Source organism: Alteromonas sp. KUL150, assembly GCF_009811475.1.
GTDB classification, from domain to species: Bacteria; Pseudomonadota; Gammaproteobacteria; order Enterobacterales; family Alteromonadaceae; genus Alteromonas; species Alteromonas gracilis.
The window spans coordinates 36806-56990 of record NZ_BLIJ01000029.1 but is presented as its reverse complement, the minus strand read 5'-3'; the positions used below and the strand labels follow the sequence as shown (position 1 = coordinate 56990).

Genomic DNA, 20185 nt, shown 5'->3' with positions numbered 1-20185 from the left:
AAGCAAATCACCCTAAGCGTGGGTAAGATAATCAAAAATAGCGCGAGTAGACTGCTGCGTGCCAATGGGTTCTAGCCAGATTGCTTCGCACAGCCACTCTATACAAAGCATGCATTGAAATGCAGTATCGCTAGATTGTGTTGTGATGATGGCTTGAAAGCGATCTGCTCCCCAGTCAGTTTCAGATATCGAGAAATTAAATAGCGAACAGAAGTGCGATACCCACTGTTGGGTTTTTAGTGGTGTGGCAGGTAGTTCAAGGCAAATTTCGACGCTTTGTTCGCTAATTCTGGTATGTTGTTGAACATCTTGAAGAGTAAAAGGTTGCATAGTTCTGTCAATTTATTGGTTTATGTAAACCTGCTAGCATTAATAAGTGTATATAGTACAACACAATAACAACAGCGTTAATTCAAGCGCATTAAGGACGGGGTATGCTAACACTACATCATTTAAATAACTCTCGCTCACAGCGAATACTTTGGCTACTTGAGGAGCTGGGTGTAGAGTATAAAATAGAATTCTATCAACGAGATAGCCAAACTAATTTGGCGCCAGACTCGCTGCGGGCAGTACATCCGCTAGGTCGCTCACCTGTTCTAACCACGCCCCACGGCCCGATTGCTGAATCTGGCGCTATTGTAGAGTATCTCGTGCGCTATCACGCGAGTGAGTCGTTTGCTGTTCCGCAAGATCCAGAAGCACTTCAGCAATATTGGTTTTGGCTCCATTTCGCAGAAGGCTCGCTAATGCCGCCTCTTGTTGCGAATCTAGTATTAGAAAAAGCACGCCAAAAAGGGTCTAAGCCATTTTTTATAAAGCCGGTCACTAACAAACTGATAGACGGTATTTTAAATGCTTATTATGGTCCTAATTTAGCGCAGAGCTTACGTTACGTAGAATCTTATCTATCGAAAAATACCTGGTTTGCCGGCAATGAACCCACCGGGGCAGACGTGCAAATGATCTTTCCATTGGAATCTTTAGTTGCGAGCGGTAGAGCCAAGGATTTTAGCGCAATTCAAGGCTATGTTAAGCGCGTCCATGCGCGAGAAGCATACAAAGCGGCGTTAGAAAAAGGCGGCGAATACGCGTACGCTTAAATGCAGCGCTTCTCTTTAAGGGTTTAACAGAGGGGTTAGGAGGGAAATTTCCCCTAATGCTCTCGGTTAATATAACCATCGATTAACTGAATAAACGCGTCGCCATACCGCTCTAGCTTGGTTTGACCTACGCCGCTCACGTCTAGCAATGTGTTGCGTGTGGTGGGGAGTTTGCAAGCCATATCAACGAGGGTGGCGTCGCTAAACACGACGTAGGGCGGCACCTCGTTTTCTTCTGCAAGAACTTTTCGCAAATGCTTAAGGCGAGTGAATAATGTTCTGTCGTAATTAGCTGGAGCCTGCTTGGCTTTTTGCTTATCAGGCTTGAACTCCAACCGAGGTACAGCAAGTTGAACAGCAACTTCGCCTTTTAGCACCGGGCGGGCGGCTTCAGTTAGACGCAATGCCGCGTGTGCTGTGATGTCCACACGAATAAGCCCCTTGTGTACCAACTGATTGATAATATTGTGCCAGTAGCTATCAGACTTATCTTTGCCTATGCCGTAGGTGGAAAGCTGATGATGACCTGCCTCTTGTAGGCGTCGCAACTGCTTTCCTCGCAATACATCGATAACATATTGGCTAGCAGCTTGTTGAGAAAGCCGAAGTACACAGGACAATACTTTTTGCGCAATCACTAAACCGTCAATCATCTTCGGCGGGTCGAGGCAAATATCACAGTTACCGCAGGCGCTATCGCTGAACTGCGAAAAATAGTTGAGCAATACTTGACGACGACACGTTTGTGCCTCTGAAAATGCCTCCATGGCAGCAAACTTTTGTAGCTCGATTTGATTTCGCTCGGCAATCTCGCCTTGTTCAATCCATTGCTTTACGCGAGCTGCATCTTTTTCATCAAACAATAGTAGCGCTTCAGACGCCAAGCCGTCTCGCCCAGCACGGCCTGTTTCTTGATAATAACTTTCCACACTGCGGGGCACATCGTGGTGAACAACGTAGCGAACGTTTGATTTATTGATGCCCATTCCGAAGGCGACGGTAGCCACCACAATGTCGACCTTGTCGTTGAGAAATTGGCGCTGAACCAACTCTCGCTCATCACTGTCCATGCCTGCGTGATAGGCCGCACAGCGAAAGCCTTGTCTGAACAGCTTTGCATGTAGGTCGTCTACTTTAGCTCGGCTATTACAATAAATTATGCCGCTGCCTTCTTGCTGTTTTACATACGCAACCACCTGGTCGAAAGCTTTATACTTACTCATAACGCGGTAGCGAATATTGGGCCTGTCAAAGCTTCCCTTATAAACCAACGGGTCTTGCAGGTTCAGTTGGGTAAGTATGTCTGCTTGAGTTGCAGTGTCTGCTGTGGCGGTTAGCCCGATAACTGGGATATGAGGAAAGCGAGACTTTATTTGACCTAGCGCGCGGTAATCTTGCCTAAAGTCATGGCCCCAGTGCGACACACAGTGTGCTTCATCAATGGCAAATAGGCTAATGTCAGCGTGTGAAAGTGACTGCTGAAAGTAATATTGCATGAGCCGCTCAGGTGAGACGTAAAGCAGCTCAAGTTTACCGGCTTGTAATGCATCGTTGATGCGCCCTTGCTCATCAATGTCTAGTGTAGAATTGAGATATGCCGCCTTTACACCTAAGGCTTTAAGTTGTTCTACCTGATCTTGCATTAAGGAAATTAGGGGAGAAACAACAATGGCCGTGCCGCTTCGCACCAGAGCAGGAATCTGATAGCACAGAGACTTACCACCGCCTGTGGGCAGTAGTACAAGTGCGTCTTTACCTTCACATACTTGGTGAATGACTTCGCCCTGACCGTCGCGAAATGCGTCGTAACCGAAGACATCTTTTAAGATAGTTTCAGGTGTTTTTGCGCTTCGCGATTGAGGCTCGGATTCTAATGAAGCTATTGCAGTAGTCATGGCGCTGGATTTTACGCGTTTTTGGCGATGTCTTCACGGGGCAATTGCAAAAACTAGACGAAAATTCAGTGTAAGCATGATTCAGCAACCGGAAGGCGGTTATAGGTGTTTGGATTTTGAGCAGGTTGGGAGTTCTCACGTTTTGTAAACTCACAGGCGGATCAAATCGTATAACTTATCTTGATTAACTAACATTGGTTGGATGAATTTCCCTTCTCGTTATCTTCAATAGTAACGTTATTGATACTTTGACAATAAAGGGATTCAGCATGTCTCTCAGTGAGCATACTAAGGTTAGTAAAAAAATAGACCACCAAGTTATGATCAATCATGTGATTGCGCTTTTTCGTGATAATATGCCGTTTAACCAGTTGTTGGGCTTAGAATTTATTACGCAAGGCACTGGGGTAGAAACGCAGATTTCTTTGCATCTTAATTGGCAGCCCACGCTTACCGGCAACCCAATGCAAAAAATTCTACACGGTGGTGTAACAGCGACTATGCTAGACACCATCGGCGGTTTAGTTTCGATTGTAGAAACCATCAAACAAACCGCACTTGAACACCTTGCGGACCTTCAAGTTAGATTGCCTACCATGGGCACGATTGATATGCGCGTTGACTACTTAAGACCGGGAAGAGGTGAGCGTTTTATCGCAACAGCGGCGGTCATACGCAAAGGCAGTAAACTAGTGGTTTGCAGAATGGAATTGCACAATGAAAAAGGCGATCATATAGCCTTTGGGACAGGTACTTACATGCTCGGGTAATATGCTTGAAAGTAAGCTTTCACCAATCCCGTATAGCGGTACTTGCGTTGTGTAAAGGAAGTGAGTGGTATTAACGGGAGGTGCAGCATGGCAGAGCCATTACCAGATTTAATTGAAGAGATTGTTACTGACAGTATGAGTGATGATCCAGCAACCTTGTTGGCCGCTTTAGCAGGACAAGACGAGGTATACATTGCGTCTCTTTTAGAATCACTACCCGTAGAGAAGCGTTTGACGGTGTGGGAAGGCATACCGCGCGACCGCAAGCTCGATGTATTGGTTGAGATGCGTAGCGACCCTCGTGAAATTCTCATCGACAATACACCACATGACGAGTGGGCATCTATTTTTAACGGCATTGACGCCGAGGACTTACTAGAGCTTCTCGATTCACTCCCAAAACGCTTGGTCGATATGGCCTATGAGTCTCTTGACTCTAAAGAACGTAAATATTTTAGAGAAGCCACGCAGTTTCCTGATAATCAAATTGGTCACTGGGTAAATCACGAGCAGCTAGTTCTGCCGTCCAATGCAAAAGTGCGTGAGGGCTTGCGTTTACTGAGAAGAGAGATACCACAGCATTGCGACAGTATTTTTCTGGTCAACCGCTCGGGGCAATTTTCTGCACTGGTAAAAATTAGTCATCTCTTTACTGCCCAAGATCACGTGTCGTTGTTTGATTTATCCGAAGAAAACGTAACAACTATTCAAGGCGCCGACGACACCATGAATGCGTCGCTTCTTGTTCAACGCTCTGGGTTGGCATCATTGCCGGTGGTTGATGAGAACAATAAGCTGCTTGGTCGCTTGGATGTGACGTCGGCTAGCGAATTAGTGAATGAATTTTACGAACGTCAGGTGATGGCGTCTGCAGGTATGGATGAGGACGAAGATTTGTTCTCGCCAGTGGCGAAAAGCGCACGCAACAGAGCACTGTGGTTGGGCATTAACTTACTCACAGCATTTCTAGCTTCGTGGTTTATTGGTCTGTTCGAAGGCACGCTTCAACAGGTTGTTGCCCTTGCCGTACTAATGCCAGTAGTGGCGAGTATGGGAGGGATTGCTGGAAGCCAAACGTTAACGCTAATTGTGCGGGGGCTAGCGCTAGGACAGGTGACCCCAGCTAACTTAAGGGCGCTGATGGTGAAAGAGCTCAAAGTCGGTGGTGTGAACGGCGTTATCTGGGCGTTAGTGATAGGTGTTGTTGCCTATTTTTGGTTCACTGATGCCATGTTGGGTCTGGTTATTTGCTTAGCTATTTTATTCAATATAGTGGCAGCAGCGTTGGCTGGTGTATTTGTGCCCGTAATTCTTGATAAACTCAAAATAGACCCTGCCTTATCGGGCTCGGTTATCCTAACAACGGTTACAGACATTGTAGGGTTTGTGGCTTTCCTAGGTTTGGGTACCTTGTTTTTACTTTGAACTAGGTTTCTTTATTAGGCCGTAAACAGCAGGTTTGTCAGAACATGCGTAAACGGAGCGCCGAGTTAGCGAGGCATGCCTAAGCGGACTAGATTAAAAACGGCAGGCAAGAGTGGTTAATCTTCGTCTAATGCCTGCTTATCTCTTTTGGAAAGCGGTAAAGGTTGTGTATTTCTTGAAGCTGATAAACAATACGCGCCTTGTTATCTTGACAGTCTATGGAGCCAGCCTTGTCTAAGCAAGCCAGTGCCGCTCAAGTCGGTGTAATATGTGCTATTGCCGCATACAGTATGTGGGGCGTAGCGCCTGTTTACTTTAAACAGCTTATGGTATTGCCGGCTGCTGAAATATTGATGCACAGGGTGATATGGTCAGTCATTTTATTAGTTGGTCTTATCGCCGCGTTGAAACAATGGCCCAAAGTGGGCGCCGCGTTTCGCAACAAACGGGTTATGCAAATATTATTTGTTGCTGGACTTCTGCTTGGTGCAAATTGGCTTTTGTTTATTTGGGCCATTAATAACGACCATATTCTTGACGCAAGCTTAGGCTATTACATCAATCCCTTAATCAATGTTTTCTTGGGTCGATTGTTTTTAGGCGAGAGGCTGCGCAATCTACAGCGTGTAGCCGTTGGGCTTGCCGTTATTGGCGTTGCTATTTTAGTCTTCTCTTACGGGCATGTACCGTGGATTGCCCTAGTGTTAGCCGGTAGTTTTAGCGTATATGGTTTGCTTAGGAAGCAAGTTGCGGTCGATTCTCTACCTGGTCTTTTCATTGAAACTCTTATGCTATCTCCGCTAGCCGTTTTTTATTGGGTGTTTTTTGGCTCCGAGTACAGCAATTTACTCAATAACGATGTCTCATTGAACATGCTTATTGTGGCGGCAGGCATCGTAACTACCGCCCCGTTGCTGTGTTTTACTGCTGCGGCAAGGCGAATTATGTATTCAACATTAGGCTTCTTTCAGTATATTGGGCCAACGCTGATGTTTGTGCTGGCTGTCTACTTGTACGGAGAACCTCTTGAGGAGTCGAGACTTGTGACGTTCGGCTTCGTATGGGTAGCACTTATCTTATTCAGTGCCGATTCTCTAATAAATTATCGCAGTCAGCGTCAAGCTCGTAAGCTCGCAGTAGAGCAGTAAATCAGTTTAAAATGTCCGTACTATGTACTATTTGTTGTTTCACTTTGATATAGAACCACTATACCTGTGGCAACACGCCGCGATTACGAACATTTTAACTCTCGCTGAGAGGGTAATTATCTATGCGGACAGGTATTACATAGCGGTTCGTGTGGTTCGAGGTGTAGGGCGGGGGGCCATATCGTCGAGGGGTTAAAGCAGTGTGCCTTGTTCTAAGTTGGGCGCGTCAGGTGGTTCGCACTTGACCTGATTACGGCCGCTATTTTTTGCTGCGTATAGCTGCTTGTCAGCAAGGCTTAGCAGCTTATCGACCCGCTGCGTGTGGGCGCCGCTTACCCCAATACTGCACGTCACTTTAATGTTCGTTTTAGGAAGCTGTATCACTTCGGCTTCGACGACCTTTCTGAAGTCTTCTAAGCGTTCACAAGCTTCGGTAAGCGAAGTTGATGGCATATAAATGCAAAACTCTTCGCCACCAAATCGAGAAATGATCTCGTCAGGAAAATAAAATTCAATCAGCGCTGCGACTGCTTTTAAAACAATGTCGCCAGCGTCATGTCCATAAGTGTCGTTTATCGATTTAAAAAAGTCTAAATCGATAAGAGCAAGTGCGTGATCTTCTGATAGGTTTTGATGCTGAACCGTAAGCATGTAGAAAAAGTGACGCCTATTGGGTAAGCCTGTCAAATAATCCGTATTGGCAACCCTGCGAATTTCCTCAACACTCTCAATATACTCAACATTTTGCATTACGCGGCACAAAAACTCCTCATGACAGTAGGGCACACGAAGGAAATCGTTAGCTCCACTTTTAATAAAGTGGGCAGACATGAGCATGCCTTTTCCTCCCGCTATGCCCATTATCGATAGCTGTTCTTTTGAAAAAGCCTTTCTTAAACCCGCCACAAAATGTGTACCAGTCATATCGGGAAGCGTGTTATCTGTAATAACAAGGCGCACGTTTTTATTTTCAGATAAGCACTGCATAGCATCGGTGGCAGTTAAGCACTCGAAAGCGATAAAGTTATGGCGCTGAAGTAGAGATACGGTTCTTGTACGAAGCACTCGGTTTGTGCTGACTACGACTACGCCGGTGGACTTGTTTTTCTCAAGCCGACTAATAAGACGATTTAAATAATCGTAATTCTGAGAGTTTTCTTTCGGAATATAATCGACAACATCCCGTTCTAGTACTTTATCGCGAATAGTGTTGTCTAGGCTTTCCGTAGTAGCTATGGTGGGAATGAAAGACTCAACTGCAAAGTCGATAGCCTCGCCTTTAGGCGCATCAGGAAGTGAATAGGCAACAATGGCGCATAAAAAGGTTTCGGGCATGTTTTGCGAAAATCGTGCTTTTCCCTCTATCAGCGACGTTGCACCAACAGGCGTAAGGCCTGCACGTCGCACGAGTTTCGCAATGAGTTCAAGGTTGCCTTCACCATTTTCGATGATCAGCACATGTTGCTGCATACATTTCAACTAAGGTTAAGGCTGCCTTGCCACATTAATAAATTACGCCTTCTCCAGCTTTGCGTAAGCAAGTACCAGCCACTTGCTGCCAAATTCATCGAAGTTTACTTGAACTCGGCCGTGCTCACCACTACCTTCGTAATTAAGCACTATACCTTCGCCGAATTTACGGTGTACAACGCGTTCGCCTAAACTAAATCCGGTTTCTTCAAAACTCGCATGTGAGGTAGCCTGGCTGAATCGGTTATGTACCGGGCGCGAGATCGTTGACTTTAATCTCACCTCTTCGACGCAATCTGCTGGCATTTCGCGAATAAATCGAGAGGCAGTGTGATACTTGTCCTGCCCATATAATCGACGACTTTCAGCATAAGTGATATACAACTTTTGCATAGCCCTGGTCATTCCAACATAGCAAAGCCTGCGTTCTTCTTCCATTCTGCCAGGCTCATCGTTGGTCATTTGGCTAGGGAACATGCCTTCCTCCACACCGGCCAAAAATACCAGTGGAAATTCCAAACCCTTCGCGGTGTGAATAGTCATCATTTGCACGGCATCTTGATCTTTGTCTGCTTGTGTCTCGCCGGCTTCTAAAGATGCGTGAGCCAAAAACGCCGCAAGAGGCGTCATTTCCTCAGCTTCGTCAGGCACGATAAAGGTTTTACATGCGGTAACCAGTTCTTCTAAGTTTTCCAATCGAGCTTGCGCTTTTTCACCACGTTCGGCTTGATACATCGCGTAAAGACCCGATTGTTTTATGGCTTTATCCGCTTGTTGATCAAGCGATTCATCCAAGGTCGATTGTTCAAGCTCTGTAATAAGTAGCACGAAGCTTTGCATTGCATTCAATGCTCGACCTTTGAACCCGCCTTCGTTGATAAGCAGTTGGCAGGCCTGCCACATAGAGCAGCTGTGCGCGCGAGCTGTTTCGCGCACCTGTGATAGGGTTTTTTCACCAATCCCCCGACTTGGGGTATTTACCACACGTTCAAATGCGGCGTCGTCATGCGGGTGGCTTACCATGCGCATGTAGCCTAGGGCATCTTTAATTTCTTGACGTTCGAAGAAGCGCAAGCCGCCGTAGATACGGTAGGCTAATCCCTCGTGGAGTAACGCTTCTTCTAGAACTCGGGACTGAGCGTTGTTTCTGTAAAGAATTGCGGTATCGCTTAGGGCATTGCCTTGGTTAAGCCAGTTTTTAATCTTCGAAACAATAAATCGCGCTTCGTCTAGTTCGTTAAAACCTGCATATACAGAAATTAGCTCGCCCTGAGCGTCTTCGGTCCAAAGCTCTTTCCCTAAACGGCCCGTGTTATTGTCGATAACCGTGTTCGCCGCTTTCAGGATGTTGCCGGTTGAACGATAGTTCTGTTCAAGACGAATGGTATTAGGTTCATTAAAATCTTTGAGGAAGTGCTGAATATTATCGACATTTGCACCACGCCAGCCATAGATAGATTGGTCGTCGTCTCCAACAATCATAATGTTGTTATTACCGCCACTACAAAGCATGCGAAGCCAAGCGTATTGAATATTGTTGGTATCTTGAAATTCGTCGACCAGCACTGCGCGGAAACGGCGTTGGTAGTGAGCGAGTACTTCTGGATTTTTAGCCCACAGTTCATGAGCCCGTAATAGCAACTCGGCAAAGTCAACTAAGCCAGAACGGTCGCAGGCATCCTGATATGCAGCATATACTTCACGCATGGTTTTTTGGATATGATCGCCATGGGTTTCTATGTGCTGAGGGCGTAAACCCTCGTCCTTATTGCCATTGATATACCATTGGATTTGGCGGGGAGCCCAATGTTTTTCATCTAGGTTCATGGCTTTAAGAATTCGACGAATTAAGCGGTACTGGTCGTCAGAATCGATAATTTGGAAATTTTCCGGAAGATTTGCCTCTGCGTGATGGGCACGTAGTAAGCGATGTGCTAGTCCGTGGAAGGTACCAATCCACATATTGTGTAGACTGCGCCCCATAAGCGATTCGATACGGCCGCGCATTTCTTTGGCCGCTTTATTCGTAAAGGTTACTGCTAATATCGAGAAAGGCGCGATGTTTTCGACTTCCATCAACCACGCAATACGATGCACTAATACGCGGGTTTTACCACTACCTGCGCCGGCAAGTACTAAAGCGTTAGACAATGGGGCTGCTACAGCTTCACGTTGTTTGTCGTTAAGCTCGTCTAGCAGTCGAGATACATCCATAATGTGGTACCTGTTGGTTGATAATTTTATACATTCAGCAGCCGATTATTATGCCATCTGACTGTGAATTTATACAGTCTAGTTTTCTACACACCCTTTATCGTAATGTTTTACCTTTTAACGTTTATTACCAAGCAGTAACACAACAAATTACAAAAGAGGGGAAGGGGCTATATTCAGTAGCAACGGTTAGATCTTGTAGGCCTTTGCTATAACAAATTAATCAGATAGATTGATCGATTTTAACGCTAAGGCGGTATCACATCGGTATTGCACCACACCAAACTCAGGTAAACTTTGTACCTGAATCGATATGCTTTACTTTGCAGCACTCAATCGTAGATTGATATTGTTAAGCAGTGGCTAACAGACCGAATCTACCATACGTGATACTTATACATTAACGGAACATGCTCATGACCGCACTTTCTACGCCAATCGACTTTTGGTCGACGCTAAAACAAGAAGCGCAAGTTGTTGCAGAAAAAGAACCTTTGCTGTCTAGTTATGTGCATGCCAGTGTGCTTGCTCATCATAACTTCGAGTCATCGTTGAGCTTTATCTTGTCGAACAAAATGGCAGATGACGTTATGCCTGCCATTGCGATCCGCGAAGTATTTGATGAAGCCTACCTGCTAGAGCCTGGGATAAGTGAAGCCGCTACGGCAGACATTCTCGCAATTAAAGCGCGAGATGCAGCAGTAAATGATTACCTTACTCCGTTACTGCATTTTAAAGGCTTTCACGCTGTACAAGTGCACAGAATGGCGCACTACCTTTGGATGCATGGTCGCCATCAACTCGCACTGTTTTTGCAAAGTCGTAACTCAGCAAGTTTTGGGGTCGATATTCATCCCGCAGCGCGCATTGGCAAAGGCGTTATGTTCGACCACGCAACGGGTATTGTAGTGGGTGAAACCGCAGTGGTTGAAGATAACGTGTCAATCTTGCAAAGCGTTACCCTTGGTGGGACCGGCAATGAATCGGGCGACCGCCATCCTAAAATTCGCCAAGGCGTGTTAATTGGCGCTGGAGCGAAGATTTTAGGCAATATCGAAATAGGTGAAGGCTCTAAAGTTGGCGCAGGCAGCGTGGTACTTAATAACGTACCAGCCCACGTTACCGTGGTGGGCGTTCCCGCTAAAGTGGTCGGCAGACCGGTTTGTGAAAGCCCCTGCGAATCTATGCGCCAAAACGTACTAGAAGATAACTAAGATTTGCGGGTTTGAGTTCATTTCGCCTTCACCCTTCGTCAAAGGTTAATGTACCCTAGCCCCAGATTTAAACGGTTAAAGTACTCTGACCCCCCAAATTCATAGGAATTGGGTGAGTTCGTTGAGGTTGTCTAGCGCTACGTGAGGAAGCACGCTTACAGGTTCATTCGCTAATTTCATCGGTCTGTTACAGGCATACCAAGCTGCCTGATAGCCAGCATTAATCGCCCCTTTTACATCCTTAATAATATTATCCCCTACGTGAAGAATATGGGGGGGCGCGATACGCAAGCATGTGGCTGCTTCATCAAACATATCTCGAGCCGGTTTCATCGGTCGCGTGGTGCTGGCGTGTAGTATGGTCTCGAAATAACCATCAATACCTATTTTTTGGGCATTAACATTGCCATTCGTGATACCGACTAACGGCAGTCTATCGCTCAGCTTTTTAAGTGCTTGATGTACATCTTCAGCCAGCTCAAAGTTGCTCCTAGCGTCATAAAAGCAGTTGAAACAGGCTTCTACCGCTTCCCTAATATCATTACTTTTGCTTACGTCAATCTCGACTTTATCTGCCGAGGTGCCTGAAAGGGCGGCGGTCAAAACAACACGTCTAAGCTGCCCCATATCTGAGGCTAAACGTCTATCCTTAGCAATCGCAGCACGTTTAAGATGTTGCCAATCGTTTGGTGTGAGGGCCGCCGCTTTTTTGTGATGCTTCGCAATATGCGCCTGCAGCGCCTGCTCAGCCCGGCGAATGATAGGTTCATTATCGTAGAGCGTGTCGTCAAGGTCGAATGTCATGGCATCGACGTGGTTGATAGACCTAAAAAACTGCATGGATAACCCTTAGTATAGCTTTACTTCTTGTGCGCGCGTGGATGAGCCGCATCATAGACGTTGGCGAGATGCTGAAAATCGAGATGGGTATAAACCTGTGTGGTCGACAAATTAGCGTGACCCAATAACTCTTGAACCGCCCGCAAATCACCGCTTGATTCTAATACGTGCGTGGCAAAAGAATGGCGCAGTTTGTGAGGGCTAACTTTTTGTGAAAGCGACTGCTCTTTTGCCATTTTATCAAGACGATTAGCAACCTGTCGGTTTGAAATGCGGGTTTTGCGTTTACTTACAAATACCGCACTTTCATAGGGTGATGCATAGGCAGGACGCACTTTTAACCATGAATTAAGTGCTCTTTGTGCGTGTCGACCTAGTGGCAGAATGCGTTGTTTGCTGCCTTTCCCCATGACTTTTACTGTGCCGTCTTTGAGGCAGTCTGCTAGGTTTAAGCCGGTCAATTCGCTTAAACGCAATCCGCAGCCATAAAGAAGCTCAAACATGGCGATATCTCTGAGCTGCATACCTTCATCATCTTCACCACTTGTTGGTGCGGCGTTGAGCAGCTGCTGCATTTCATCAACACTAAGCTGTTTAGGGAGGGGTTTTCCTTGCTTGGGCGCTTGAATTCCTTCTACGGGATTACTGAAAAGCTGTTGGTGATCGATTAAATACTGACAGAACGTTCTCAGTGCTGACAATCTCAGTGCAATGCTGCGGGCGCTGTGCCCCGACATTTTCGCATCCGCCATAACGCGCTTTATATCGCTTGGAGTAAGTCCAGACCATTCATAAAGGCCAAGTAACTTGGCAACCTCAGTGAGTTGGCGCTGATAGTTTTTGATAGTGTGGAGGGATAGACCTCGCTCTACCTGAAGGTGGAGTAAAAACTTATCTAGCCACGCCTGGCAAGACTCACTTACAAGCGCGTCCGCAGACACTGACGTTAATACCCCATCATTTCAGGCAAGATAATATTAAGCACTTGCTGAAGTTGTTGAAGCAAGAGGGTATCCATATCTGGCGTAAAGTGACTTGCGTCGCTGCTGCTTATCCCCAAGATACCTAACTCTCGATTATCGCCAAGCAACATCAGTGCAACAGACTCAGCGGGACTTTCTCCGAATAATAGCTGGCGCTCGTGCTGGGACAATCGACCAAAAAAGAAATTGGTATTTTTAAAGCGTTTCTCTGTGAATAAACGCTGCTGTAGCTCCGGAATGGCGTGTGGACCCTTGAAGCTTTTTATCACGGCTGAAGAGAGTTGCAAACGTTCTTGAAGGACATCTTCTAGCGTAAACTGTACTTCGGCTACGCTCTCACAGCGTAAGAGTTGTACGTTTAAGTCGGTATAAACCCGATAAATTTTTTCGTTTTGCTTGGCAATACTCACTAACTGGTTAAGTTTGAAGTTAAGTTGCCTTACTTTCTGTCGCAGCTGCTCACTTTGTATTTCTACCAGCGATACGCTACCTTTGTGCTCATGAGGAAGCTTAATTTTTTCCAGTAGGTCAGGGTGTTGGGCAAAGAACTCGGGGTGTTCTAGCAAAAACCTGCGCACATCTGAACTCGACAATTCAGATGTGTCGTTAAATGGCTCAATTAATTGCGTGGCGTTAGACTGCCCCGATAAGTCGCTCATATATTTATCTGTCCGTCATATACGTGTTCGGCAGGCCCTGTCATTTTGAGTACGTTATCTGGGCCGGGCCAGCGTATACGTAAACTGCCCCCGGGTAAGTCTACCCTTACATCTTTTCCTAATTTACCCTGTATTTGACCAATTGCAACTGCCGCGCATGCGCCACTGCCACAGGCAAGGGTTTCGCCAGAACCCCGTTCAAAGACTCTAAGCTTTATGTGAGATTCATTGATAACCTGCATAAAGCCTACGTTTACGCCTTCGGGAAAGCGCTCGTGTCTTTCAACAAGAGGGCCAAGTTCTGCGACATTTGCAGTATCAACGTCGTCAACTTCCATCACACAATGTGGGTTGCCCATTGAGGCCGAGCCGATAAATAAGGTGCTTTCACCTACGCGCAAGATATAGGTATTTTCTTGTTTGTTAGCTTTTAAAGGAATATTGGCCGGTTCAAATTCTGGTTTACCCATATTAACGGTTACTTGACCGTCTTTTTCTAGGTAAAGCACCATTTTTCCCGCTTTGGTGCTAACCACAATTTTGTTACGGTTAATCAATCCCTTCTGTTTGACAAAGCGCGCAAAACAGCGTGCTCCGTTTCCACACTGTTCTACTTCTGAGCCATCCGCATTAAAAATACGGTAGTGAAAGTCTTGCTCTGGATCGTAAGGCGGTTCAACCATCAACAGCTGGTCAAAGCCAATGCCGAAATTACGGTTAGCCAATTGCTGAATTTTTTCTTTAGAGAAAAATACGTTTTGAGTAACGTTATCAATAACCATGAAGTCGTTACCCAAACCGTGCATTTTTGAAAATTGGACCTGCATTAAACGCGCATCTTTCTTGTTAGTTTGTCTCTAGTTTACGGAAGTTTATGCTCACCTTGCCAGAGATCTTTTTGTTTTTCTCTTTCGCGAACCACAATTGCCTTTTCACCATCAACCATGATTTCTGCTGGACGACAGCGACTGTTGTAGTTTGACGCCATGACAAAACCATAGGCACCCGCACTGCGAACAGCAAGTAGGTCGGTGGGTTCAATGGCTAATTCGCGGTCTTTGCCTATGAAATCGCCGGTTTCGCATACGGGGCCAACGACATCATAAATGCGGGGTGTTGCCGAGCTTTCCTGCTTCACAGGAATAATTTTTTGCCAAGCGGAGTAAAGCGCTGGACGCAATAGGTCGTTCATTGCTGCGTCGACAATCGCAAAGCTTTTCTCTTCACCCTCTTTAATAAACTCAACCTCGGTAACCAGAATGCCTGCATTAGCGGCTATAGCGCGGCCAGGTTCTAGAATAAGCTTCAGGTTTTCGCGGCCAACCATTTTTTCAGCCATGGCTTGAGCATAAGCTTTCGGATGAGGAGGCTGTTCGTCGTTATACGTTACGCCAAGACCACCACCTACATCTAAGTGTTCAATAATGATATTGCGCTCGGCCAGCTCATCAATAAGCAGAAGCAGGCGTTCTAGTGCATCAACAAACGGACCAATTTCCGTTAGCTGTGAGCCGATGTGGCAGTCCATACCGACTACATTTAAGTTGGGCAAAGACGCAGCCAGTTCATAAGTTGCGAGGGCGCGCTCCCGGGCAATGCCGAACTTATTGGCTTTCAAGCCGGTTGAAATGTAAGGATGCGTTTTGGCATCTACATCAGGATTAATACGAAGCGATATTGGCGCTTTAACGCCCAGTTCACCAGCCACCTCGTTAATACGATGCAGTTCAGGCTCTGATTCTACGTTGAAGCACATGATGCCCTGTTCAAGGGCATAGCGGATTTCGTCGTGCTTTTTACCCACGCCGGAAAATACCACTTTACTGGCGTCACCACCTGCCTCGATAACACGGGCTAGTTCACCAGCAGACACGATATCAAAACCTGAGCCTAGCTTAGCGAGAACGCTTAAAACACCGATGTTTGAGTTAGCTTTGACGGCGTAGCACACAAGATGAGGATGCTCACCAATTGCATCGTTAAACGCATGCCAATGACGTTCTAACGTAGCACGTGAATATATATAAACGGGTGTTCCGTATTGCGCTGCAATATCAGAAACAGCCACTTTTTCAGCATGTAGCTGACCTTCGCTGTAGGCAAAGTAATCCACTAGTTCTGTTCTCCAGAGGTAGGTGCGGGGGAAGTGTTGTTATCGCCAAGTGAAGTGTCGGTTTCTAGCGTGCTAGAAGACGCTGGTTCAGCCGACGTGTTTTGTGCAGGCGCTTCAGGAATATAAAGCGCCCCTTTGTAACCACAGCCACACAATGCTATGAGTGTTAGCAAGAAAACTACTGACTTTTTAAGCACGAAAAATCCCGCGAAGAATACGACAAATGCCGCTATCATCGCATTGCGGTATTAAATTGCAAGAGCCAATAAGCGTTCTTGCGTTTTATCACCGTATCGAACGTTTTTCCATAGCGCATCACATAGGCTCTGGGTATCAGAAAAGTCTTTGTTTTTAAGCCAATCAATCAGAATGTGGGGATTGTCTGGGAAAGCAATCGCTTCGTTTCCGGGCGCCTCAAGCCACTCTTCCACAATGTCAGTGTCTAATTGAAAAAGGGTTTGGCATAGATCAAGTTTGTCTAAGGTAAGTACATTCGACAACTGCTCAAATTGACCGTGCAATGGCTTTATGAGGAGTTTTTTGCCTAGCTGCAATGCCTCGCTAGACAGTTCAAAGCCCCCATTTGCAATTACACCATTGCAATGCTGGAGGGATTTCTGAAAATGTTTTTTAGACGTCGGGTGCCAATGTATATGACCCACTTCTCTTGCTTCGTCGATATCAGGATGAAAGCAGTGAAAGATTTGATCGCTTAGTGGCTCTAGCATTTGTTGGACATCGTCTATGTCTTCAAAGGGTAAGTATACTAATACATGCCCATTACCCGGAGAAAAAACCGGCTTTTCAGCCACAAACGGAGGGATGATAGGTTGATTGAAGTGATACCAATGTACACCTAATTGAAGTTCAGTAGGTGCGAACACTTTCATCAACAATGTATCAAAAATGGTATTGCCACTTTTAGGTACGTCATAGGCGAAGGCGGCTTGGTGACTAATAGAAATAGACGGCAAACCCTGCCGTTTGGCGGCCCACGCCGTCACTGGCTCGAAATCGTTAACCAGCAAATCGTAGCCGCTGGTATCAAAGGCCTTTACGTCTTTGATTAAACGGCTGACGTTAGCCTCCTTAACGGTAGCCCACTTATCCACGCGGCCGGCTTTTGTTATGAAGCTCAACCCAGTAAAAGTACGGTATTCTCCAAACACTTCCATATCGAAGTATTTTTCTGGCGCGCGGCCAGTAAAAACAAAGTCTACGCTAATGTCGTCGCGCTCTTCGAGCGCTGACGCCATTATACGAGCTCTAGCAATATGCCCATTTCCGGTGCCTTGCACACCATATAGTAATTTCATGCTACCCCAGAATTGAAATACTCAGTGTTGCAATTGTGGCACCAAGAAGTGAACCTGCTACCACATCAGATGGATAGTGAACGCCCAATAACACCCGTGACAACCCAATTAGCGCTGCCCAGCAATAGGCAAGTACCGCAAACGATGGGTAATAATGCGCAACAATACATGCCATCAGTGTGGCTGCGGCAGTGTGACCGGATGGCAGTGAAAATTTGTCTGACGGGGTGACATGTGCCGTTAAATTCATTAGAAAATCGCAAGGGCGCGGGCGCTTGAACATTTTCTTAAGCAGCACATAAATGGGTAACTCAAGCGCGTAAGCCATCAGCGCTGTGTAAAGGAAGAGCTCACCATGTTCAGGCTCGAAAGCCCAAAGCAGCATACCGATAACGAAGTACAGGTATCCGTCGCCTGTTTTAGAAAGCCAAATAATGCTGCGGCAGTCTCTTTTTAGCGTCAGTTTGTACAGGCGATAAAATAAGTCAGTATCGTATTTGGTCAAGGATTTCATTAGCATCGCCTTGTCCCCTATCGGTTAATTACTGCACAGGCTAAAGTTAATCTGTGACCAGTGGGTGACGAAAAAAAGAAACTTTTTTGACAGCAAAATGGGTTCACGTCGCCCTTCGGGTTCAGATGGTAAAAATGGCTAAGTGGACTGAGAATTTATCAATGATCTTTAAGGCCTAAAAGAGACGTCATATACATGCTATTTGTGCCCGCTAATCCAATTAGCGTTTAACGCGTTATTAAGGCAAAAGTTAAGCAAAATACGTGCTCAGTGATGCACAGGAGTGAAAAGAAAAAGATTAAGTTTCACAAAATAATAAAATAAGGCGAAAGGCACTAAATCAACCGTTTGCAACGCTTCGTTTAATGCTATGCTAGATTGAACTGCACAGAGAGCTTTATCCCTCTTCTCAATTTTTAGTAAGGCAAAATCATGGAATACAACACATCTGAATTATGCGATTTGTTTGCTGATAGCGTTGACGTGGTAGACCCAATTTTCGCGAGCTTTGGTGGCCGGTATTCTTTCGGTGGTGAAATAACCACTGTGAAGTGCTTTGAAGATAGGGGTCTTATCGATCGCGTTTTAGCACAGCCCGGCGCAGGCAAAGTGCTGTTGATAGACGGCGGTGGCTCTAATCGTCGAGCCCTATTTGATGCGTCTTCTGCACAAGTGGCCATTGATAACGATTGGGAAGGGGTAGTGATTTACGGAAGTGTGCGTGAAATAGACAGCCTTGCCGAATTAGATCTTGGTGTGCTGGCGGTGGCGGCTATTCCTGTAAACGCTGAAAGCGAAAGTATTGGTGAAGTAGACGTGCCGGTGAACTTCGGTGGCGTTACGTTCTTACCGGAAGATCATTTGTACGCTGATAGTACAGGGGTCATTCTTTCACCTGAACCACTTGACTTAGACTAGGTTGCGCTAGGCTCTGACCCTGTGACGAAAGCTTAACAGAAAAAATAAAAAACGGAGGTTTAGCCTCCGTTTTTTATTTATATTGTGGCTAATGCTAATTGTTAGCCTCATCGAAGACCATATTTAAGTACATCGCAATGCGTATACCGGCCATTTGAAGGCGCTTTTTGGCAGTAGGAAGATGGTGATATAAATAGTCATAGCTCATGTTATTCGCATCTTCTGGATAAATGGTATCGCGAATAGTGGTGCTTTCTTCAATCCATACCAGAGGGTCGGTGGTTGCCCAACTGCGAATATCCTTCGCCGCTATCGTTTTTGTTAGCCATTCAGTCCACTCAGAGTAAGACAAGTCGCGCTGGTCCAGCATTTGAGAGTCCCAAACGCGGTGAAGATTAGAGTCTTGCCAGAAAAACCGCACTTTTACGTCATTACCACCACGATCAGTGCCATTGCCTGCATGTAGGGGTTGATGAAGATCACCAATAATGTGCACGATAAACTGAAGGGCTAAACGCTTTTCCTCAACACTGGCTGCATCGCTTTTTAGCGTTTGGGTAAATTGCTTTAAAGCGGTAACCGCGTCACCTTGCTTAGGTGCGCTTACTTCGTTATACGCTTTGCCTTCAGGCACAGTCACATAATGCCAAGGGCTTGCTGTTTTCTGCCAAAATTCGCTGGGATTTGAGCGCATTTCATCTGCATGGGTAGAAGCTTCAGCGAGTGAGCCATGCGGCAATAGTTCCATAAGTGCGGCTTGTGAGAGTGGGCTCAGGTACTGCTCAGCGATAGCGCCGGTTACTCGGTGGCCCGTTTGACCCCACCCAAAGGCGGGAGAAGCAATGCATAATGTTATAAGTGTGCTTAGCGCAACTGCGCATGTCCTGTTTTTAAGCGCGAACATGGTTAATCCTTAGAATGTTTGGATGATTGGTAGCCCCACCTAGCAACAAGAGATTGTTCAATGCCAAGATGGTCAAGTATGCGCGCCACGACAAAGTCAACTAAGTCATCGATAGTCTTGGGGTTGTGATAAAAGCCTGGCGCGGCGGGCATAATAGTAGCACCCATTTGTGACAGCTTAAGCATATTTTCCAAATGTATAGAAGAAAGTGGCATCTCTCGCGGAACTAAAATAAGTTGGCCTCTTTCTTTTAACACCACATCTGCCGCACGCTCTATAAGGTTGTCACTCGCACCGATACTGATGGCAGACAAGGTGCCGGTAGAGCAGGGGCATACCACCATTTTGGCAGGCGCAGCTGAACCAGACGCAACCGGGGAAAACCATTCTTCTTTACCAAACACTTTTATTTGGTCGGGTTTGGCACCGCAATGCTCGGTAAAAAATGCGGCAGCGTCCTCAGGACGCCCAGGTATTTTTACATTTTCTTCAGTGGCAAAGACTACCTTGGCCGCGGAAGAGATAAGTACGTAAACTTGATAATCTGCATTAACCAGCGATTTCAAGAGTGTAAGTGCGTAAGGTGCGCCAGATGCACCTGTGATAGCAAGTGTGACTTGCTTGTCATGTTTCATTACATTGCCTCTGTAGACACTATGTCTTAGTGTTAGCTTTTTAGCTGTGGCTAATTTTAAGACT

The 20185-nt window shown here is 46.1% G+C and carries 20 protein-coding genes; 6 read left to right on the top strand and 14 right to left on the bottom strand.

The window, feature by feature from the left end; translation table 11 throughout:
* Positions 1-12: 12 nt before the first annotated feature.
* On the bottom strand, positions 13-330 hold the full coding sequence (locus GVO62_RS06420; RefSeq protein ID WP_159118244.1) for a hypothetical protein: 318 nt from the start codon (positions 328-330) through the stop codon (positions 13-15).
* A 104-nt stretch (positions 331-434) separates the two neighbouring features.
* Between GVO62_RS06420 and GVO62_RS06415 the strand changes: the two genes are divergently transcribed.
* Positions 435-1103, top strand: a complete 669-nt coding sequence (locus GVO62_RS06415; RefSeq protein ID WP_159118243.1) for a glutathione S-transferase — start codon at positions 435-437, stop codon at positions 1101-1103.
* Between the two features lie 53 nt (positions 1104-1156).
* On the opposite strand, the gene recQ is transcribed toward GVO62_RS06415, so the two are convergent.
* Complete coding sequence (gene recQ / locus GVO62_RS06410) at positions 1157-2998, bottom strand: DNA helicase RecQ (protein WP_159118242.1); 1842 nt, start codon at positions 2996-2998, stop codon at positions 1157-1159.
* Positions 2999-3267: 269 nt separating this feature from the next.
* Between recQ and GVO62_RS06405 the strand changes: the two genes are divergently transcribed.
* The 3 genes from GVO62_RS06405 to rarD all read left to right on the top strand — a co-directional run bounded on the left by GVO62_RS06405 (position 3268) and on the right by rarD (position 6341).
* Entirely contained in the window at positions 3268-3768 is a 501-nt protein-coding gene (locus GVO62_RS06405; protein WP_159118241.1) for a thioesterase family protein, read from the top strand.
* Between the two features lie 87 nt (positions 3769-3855).
* Positions 3856-5193, top strand: coding sequence for a magnesium transporter (gene mgtE, locus GVO62_RS06400; RefSeq protein ID WP_105929902.1), 1338 nt, complete (start codon positions 3856-3858; stop codon positions 5191-5193).
* Positions 5194-5423: 230 nt separating this feature from the next.
* On the top strand, positions 5424-6341 hold the full coding sequence (gene rarD, locus GVO62_RS06395) for an EamA family transporter RarD (protein ID WP_159118240.1): 918 nt from the start codon (positions 5424-5426) through the stop codon (positions 6339-6341).
* A 192-nt stretch (positions 6342-6533) separates the two neighbouring features.
* On the opposite strand, the gene GVO62_RS06390 is transcribed toward rarD, so the two are convergent.
* Together GVO62_RS06390 and uvrD are read right to left on the bottom strand one after the other, a co-directional pair.
* Positions 6534-7811 carry a GGDEF domain-containing response regulator gene (locus GVO62_RS06390; RefSeq protein ID WP_105929903.1) on the bottom strand — a complete coding sequence of 426 codons (1278 nt, stop codon included), beginning with the start codon at positions 7809-7811 and terminating at the stop codon, positions 6534-6536.
* 42 nt (positions 7812-7853) lie between these two features.
* On the bottom strand, positions 7854-10025 hold the full coding sequence (gene uvrD, locus GVO62_RS06385) for a DNA helicase II (protein ID WP_159118239.1): 2172 nt from the start codon (positions 10023-10025) through the stop codon (positions 7854-7856).
* A 416-nt stretch (positions 10026-10441) separates the two neighbouring features.
* Here uvrD and cysE point away from each other — a divergent pair, with 416 nt between their 5' ends.
* The gene (gene cysE / locus GVO62_RS06380; protein WP_105929905.1) at positions 10442-11239 is read left to right on the top strand and encodes a serine O-acetyltransferase; all 798 of its coding nucleotides are present in this window, start codon (positions 10442-10444) and stop codon (positions 11237-11239) included.
* Positions 11240-11338: 99 nt separating this feature from the next.
* On the opposite strand, the gene GVO62_RS06375 is transcribed toward cysE, so the two are convergent.
* Genes GVO62_RS06375 through GVO62_RS06340 form a run of 8 tightly spaced genes read right to left on the bottom strand, consistent with a single transcriptional unit; the run spans position 11339 to position 17664 of the window.
* Positions 11339-12079, bottom strand: a complete 741-nt coding sequence (locus tag GVO62_RS06375) for an HAD-IA family hydrolase (protein WP_159118238.1) — start codon at positions 12077-12079, stop codon at positions 11339-11341.
* 20 nt (positions 12080-12099) lie between these two features.
* Positions 12100-13020: a tyrosine recombinase XerC gene (gene xerC, locus GVO62_RS06370; RefSeq protein WP_159118237.1), complete on the bottom strand. Its 921-nt coding sequence runs from the start codon at positions 13018-13020 to the stop codon at positions 12100-12102.
* 5 nt (positions 13021-13025) lie between these two features.
* Positions 13026-13721, bottom strand: a complete 696-nt coding sequence (locus GVO62_RS06365) for a DUF484 family protein (protein WP_159118236.1) — start codon at positions 13719-13721, stop codon at positions 13026-13028.
* The gene (gene dapF, locus GVO62_RS06360) at positions 13718-14548 is read right to left on the bottom strand and encodes a diaminopimelate epimerase (protein WP_159118235.1); all 831 of its coding nucleotides are present in this window, start codon (positions 14546-14548) and stop codon (positions 13718-13720) included. The genes GVO62_RS06365 and dapF overlap by 4 nt, the downstream gene beginning before the upstream one ends.
* Positions 14549-14583: 35 nt before the next feature.
* Complete coding sequence (lysA, locus tag GVO62_RS06355) at positions 14584-15834, bottom strand: diaminopimelate decarboxylase (RefSeq protein ID WP_159118234.1); 1251 nt, start codon at positions 15832-15834, stop codon at positions 14584-14586.
* A complete protein-coding gene (lptM, locus tag GVO62_RS06350; RefSeq protein ID WP_236547088.1) occupies positions 15834-16031 on the bottom strand; it encodes an LPS translocon maturation chaperone LptM in 198 nt (65 codons plus the stop codon). The genes lysA and lptM overlap by 1 nt, the downstream gene beginning before the upstream one ends.
* Before the next feature lie 51 nt (positions 16032-16082).
* Complete coding sequence (locus GVO62_RS06345) at positions 16083-17150, bottom strand: MJ1255/VC2487 family glycosyltransferase (protein WP_159118232.1); 1068 nt, start codon at positions 17148-17150, stop codon at positions 16083-16085.
* A 1-nt stretch (position 17151) separates the two neighbouring features.
* Positions 17152-17664 (bottom strand): phosphatase PAP2 family protein, encoded by a 513-nt coding sequence (locus GVO62_RS06340; RefSeq protein WP_201282646.1) that lies wholly within the window; start codon positions 17662-17664, stop codon positions 17152-17154.
* A 432-nt stretch (positions 17665-18096) separates the two neighbouring features.
* Here GVO62_RS06340 and rraA point away from each other — a divergent pair, with 432 nt between their 5' ends.
* Positions 18097-18582, top strand: coding sequence for a ribonuclease E activity regulator RraA (gene rraA, locus GVO62_RS06335; RefSeq protein ID WP_105929914.1), 486 nt, complete (start codon positions 18097-18099; stop codon positions 18580-18582).
* A 94-nt stretch (positions 18583-18676) separates the two neighbouring features.
* Here rraA and GVO62_RS06330 read toward each other — a convergent pair whose 3' ends face one another.
* Together GVO62_RS06330 and GVO62_RS06325 are read right to left on the bottom strand one after the other, a co-directional pair.
* Positions 18677-19486, bottom strand: coding sequence for a S1/P1 nuclease (locus tag GVO62_RS06330; RefSeq protein WP_159118230.1), 810 nt, complete (start codon positions 19484-19486; stop codon positions 18677-18679).
* Between the two features lie 2 nt (positions 19487-19488).
* Positions 19489-20121 carry a flavin prenyltransferase UbiX gene (locus GVO62_RS06325; protein ID WP_105929916.1) on the bottom strand — a complete coding sequence of 211 codons (633 nt, stop codon included), beginning with the start codon at positions 20119-20121 and terminating at the stop codon, positions 19489-19491.
* Positions 20122-20185 lie beyond the last annotated feature (64 nt).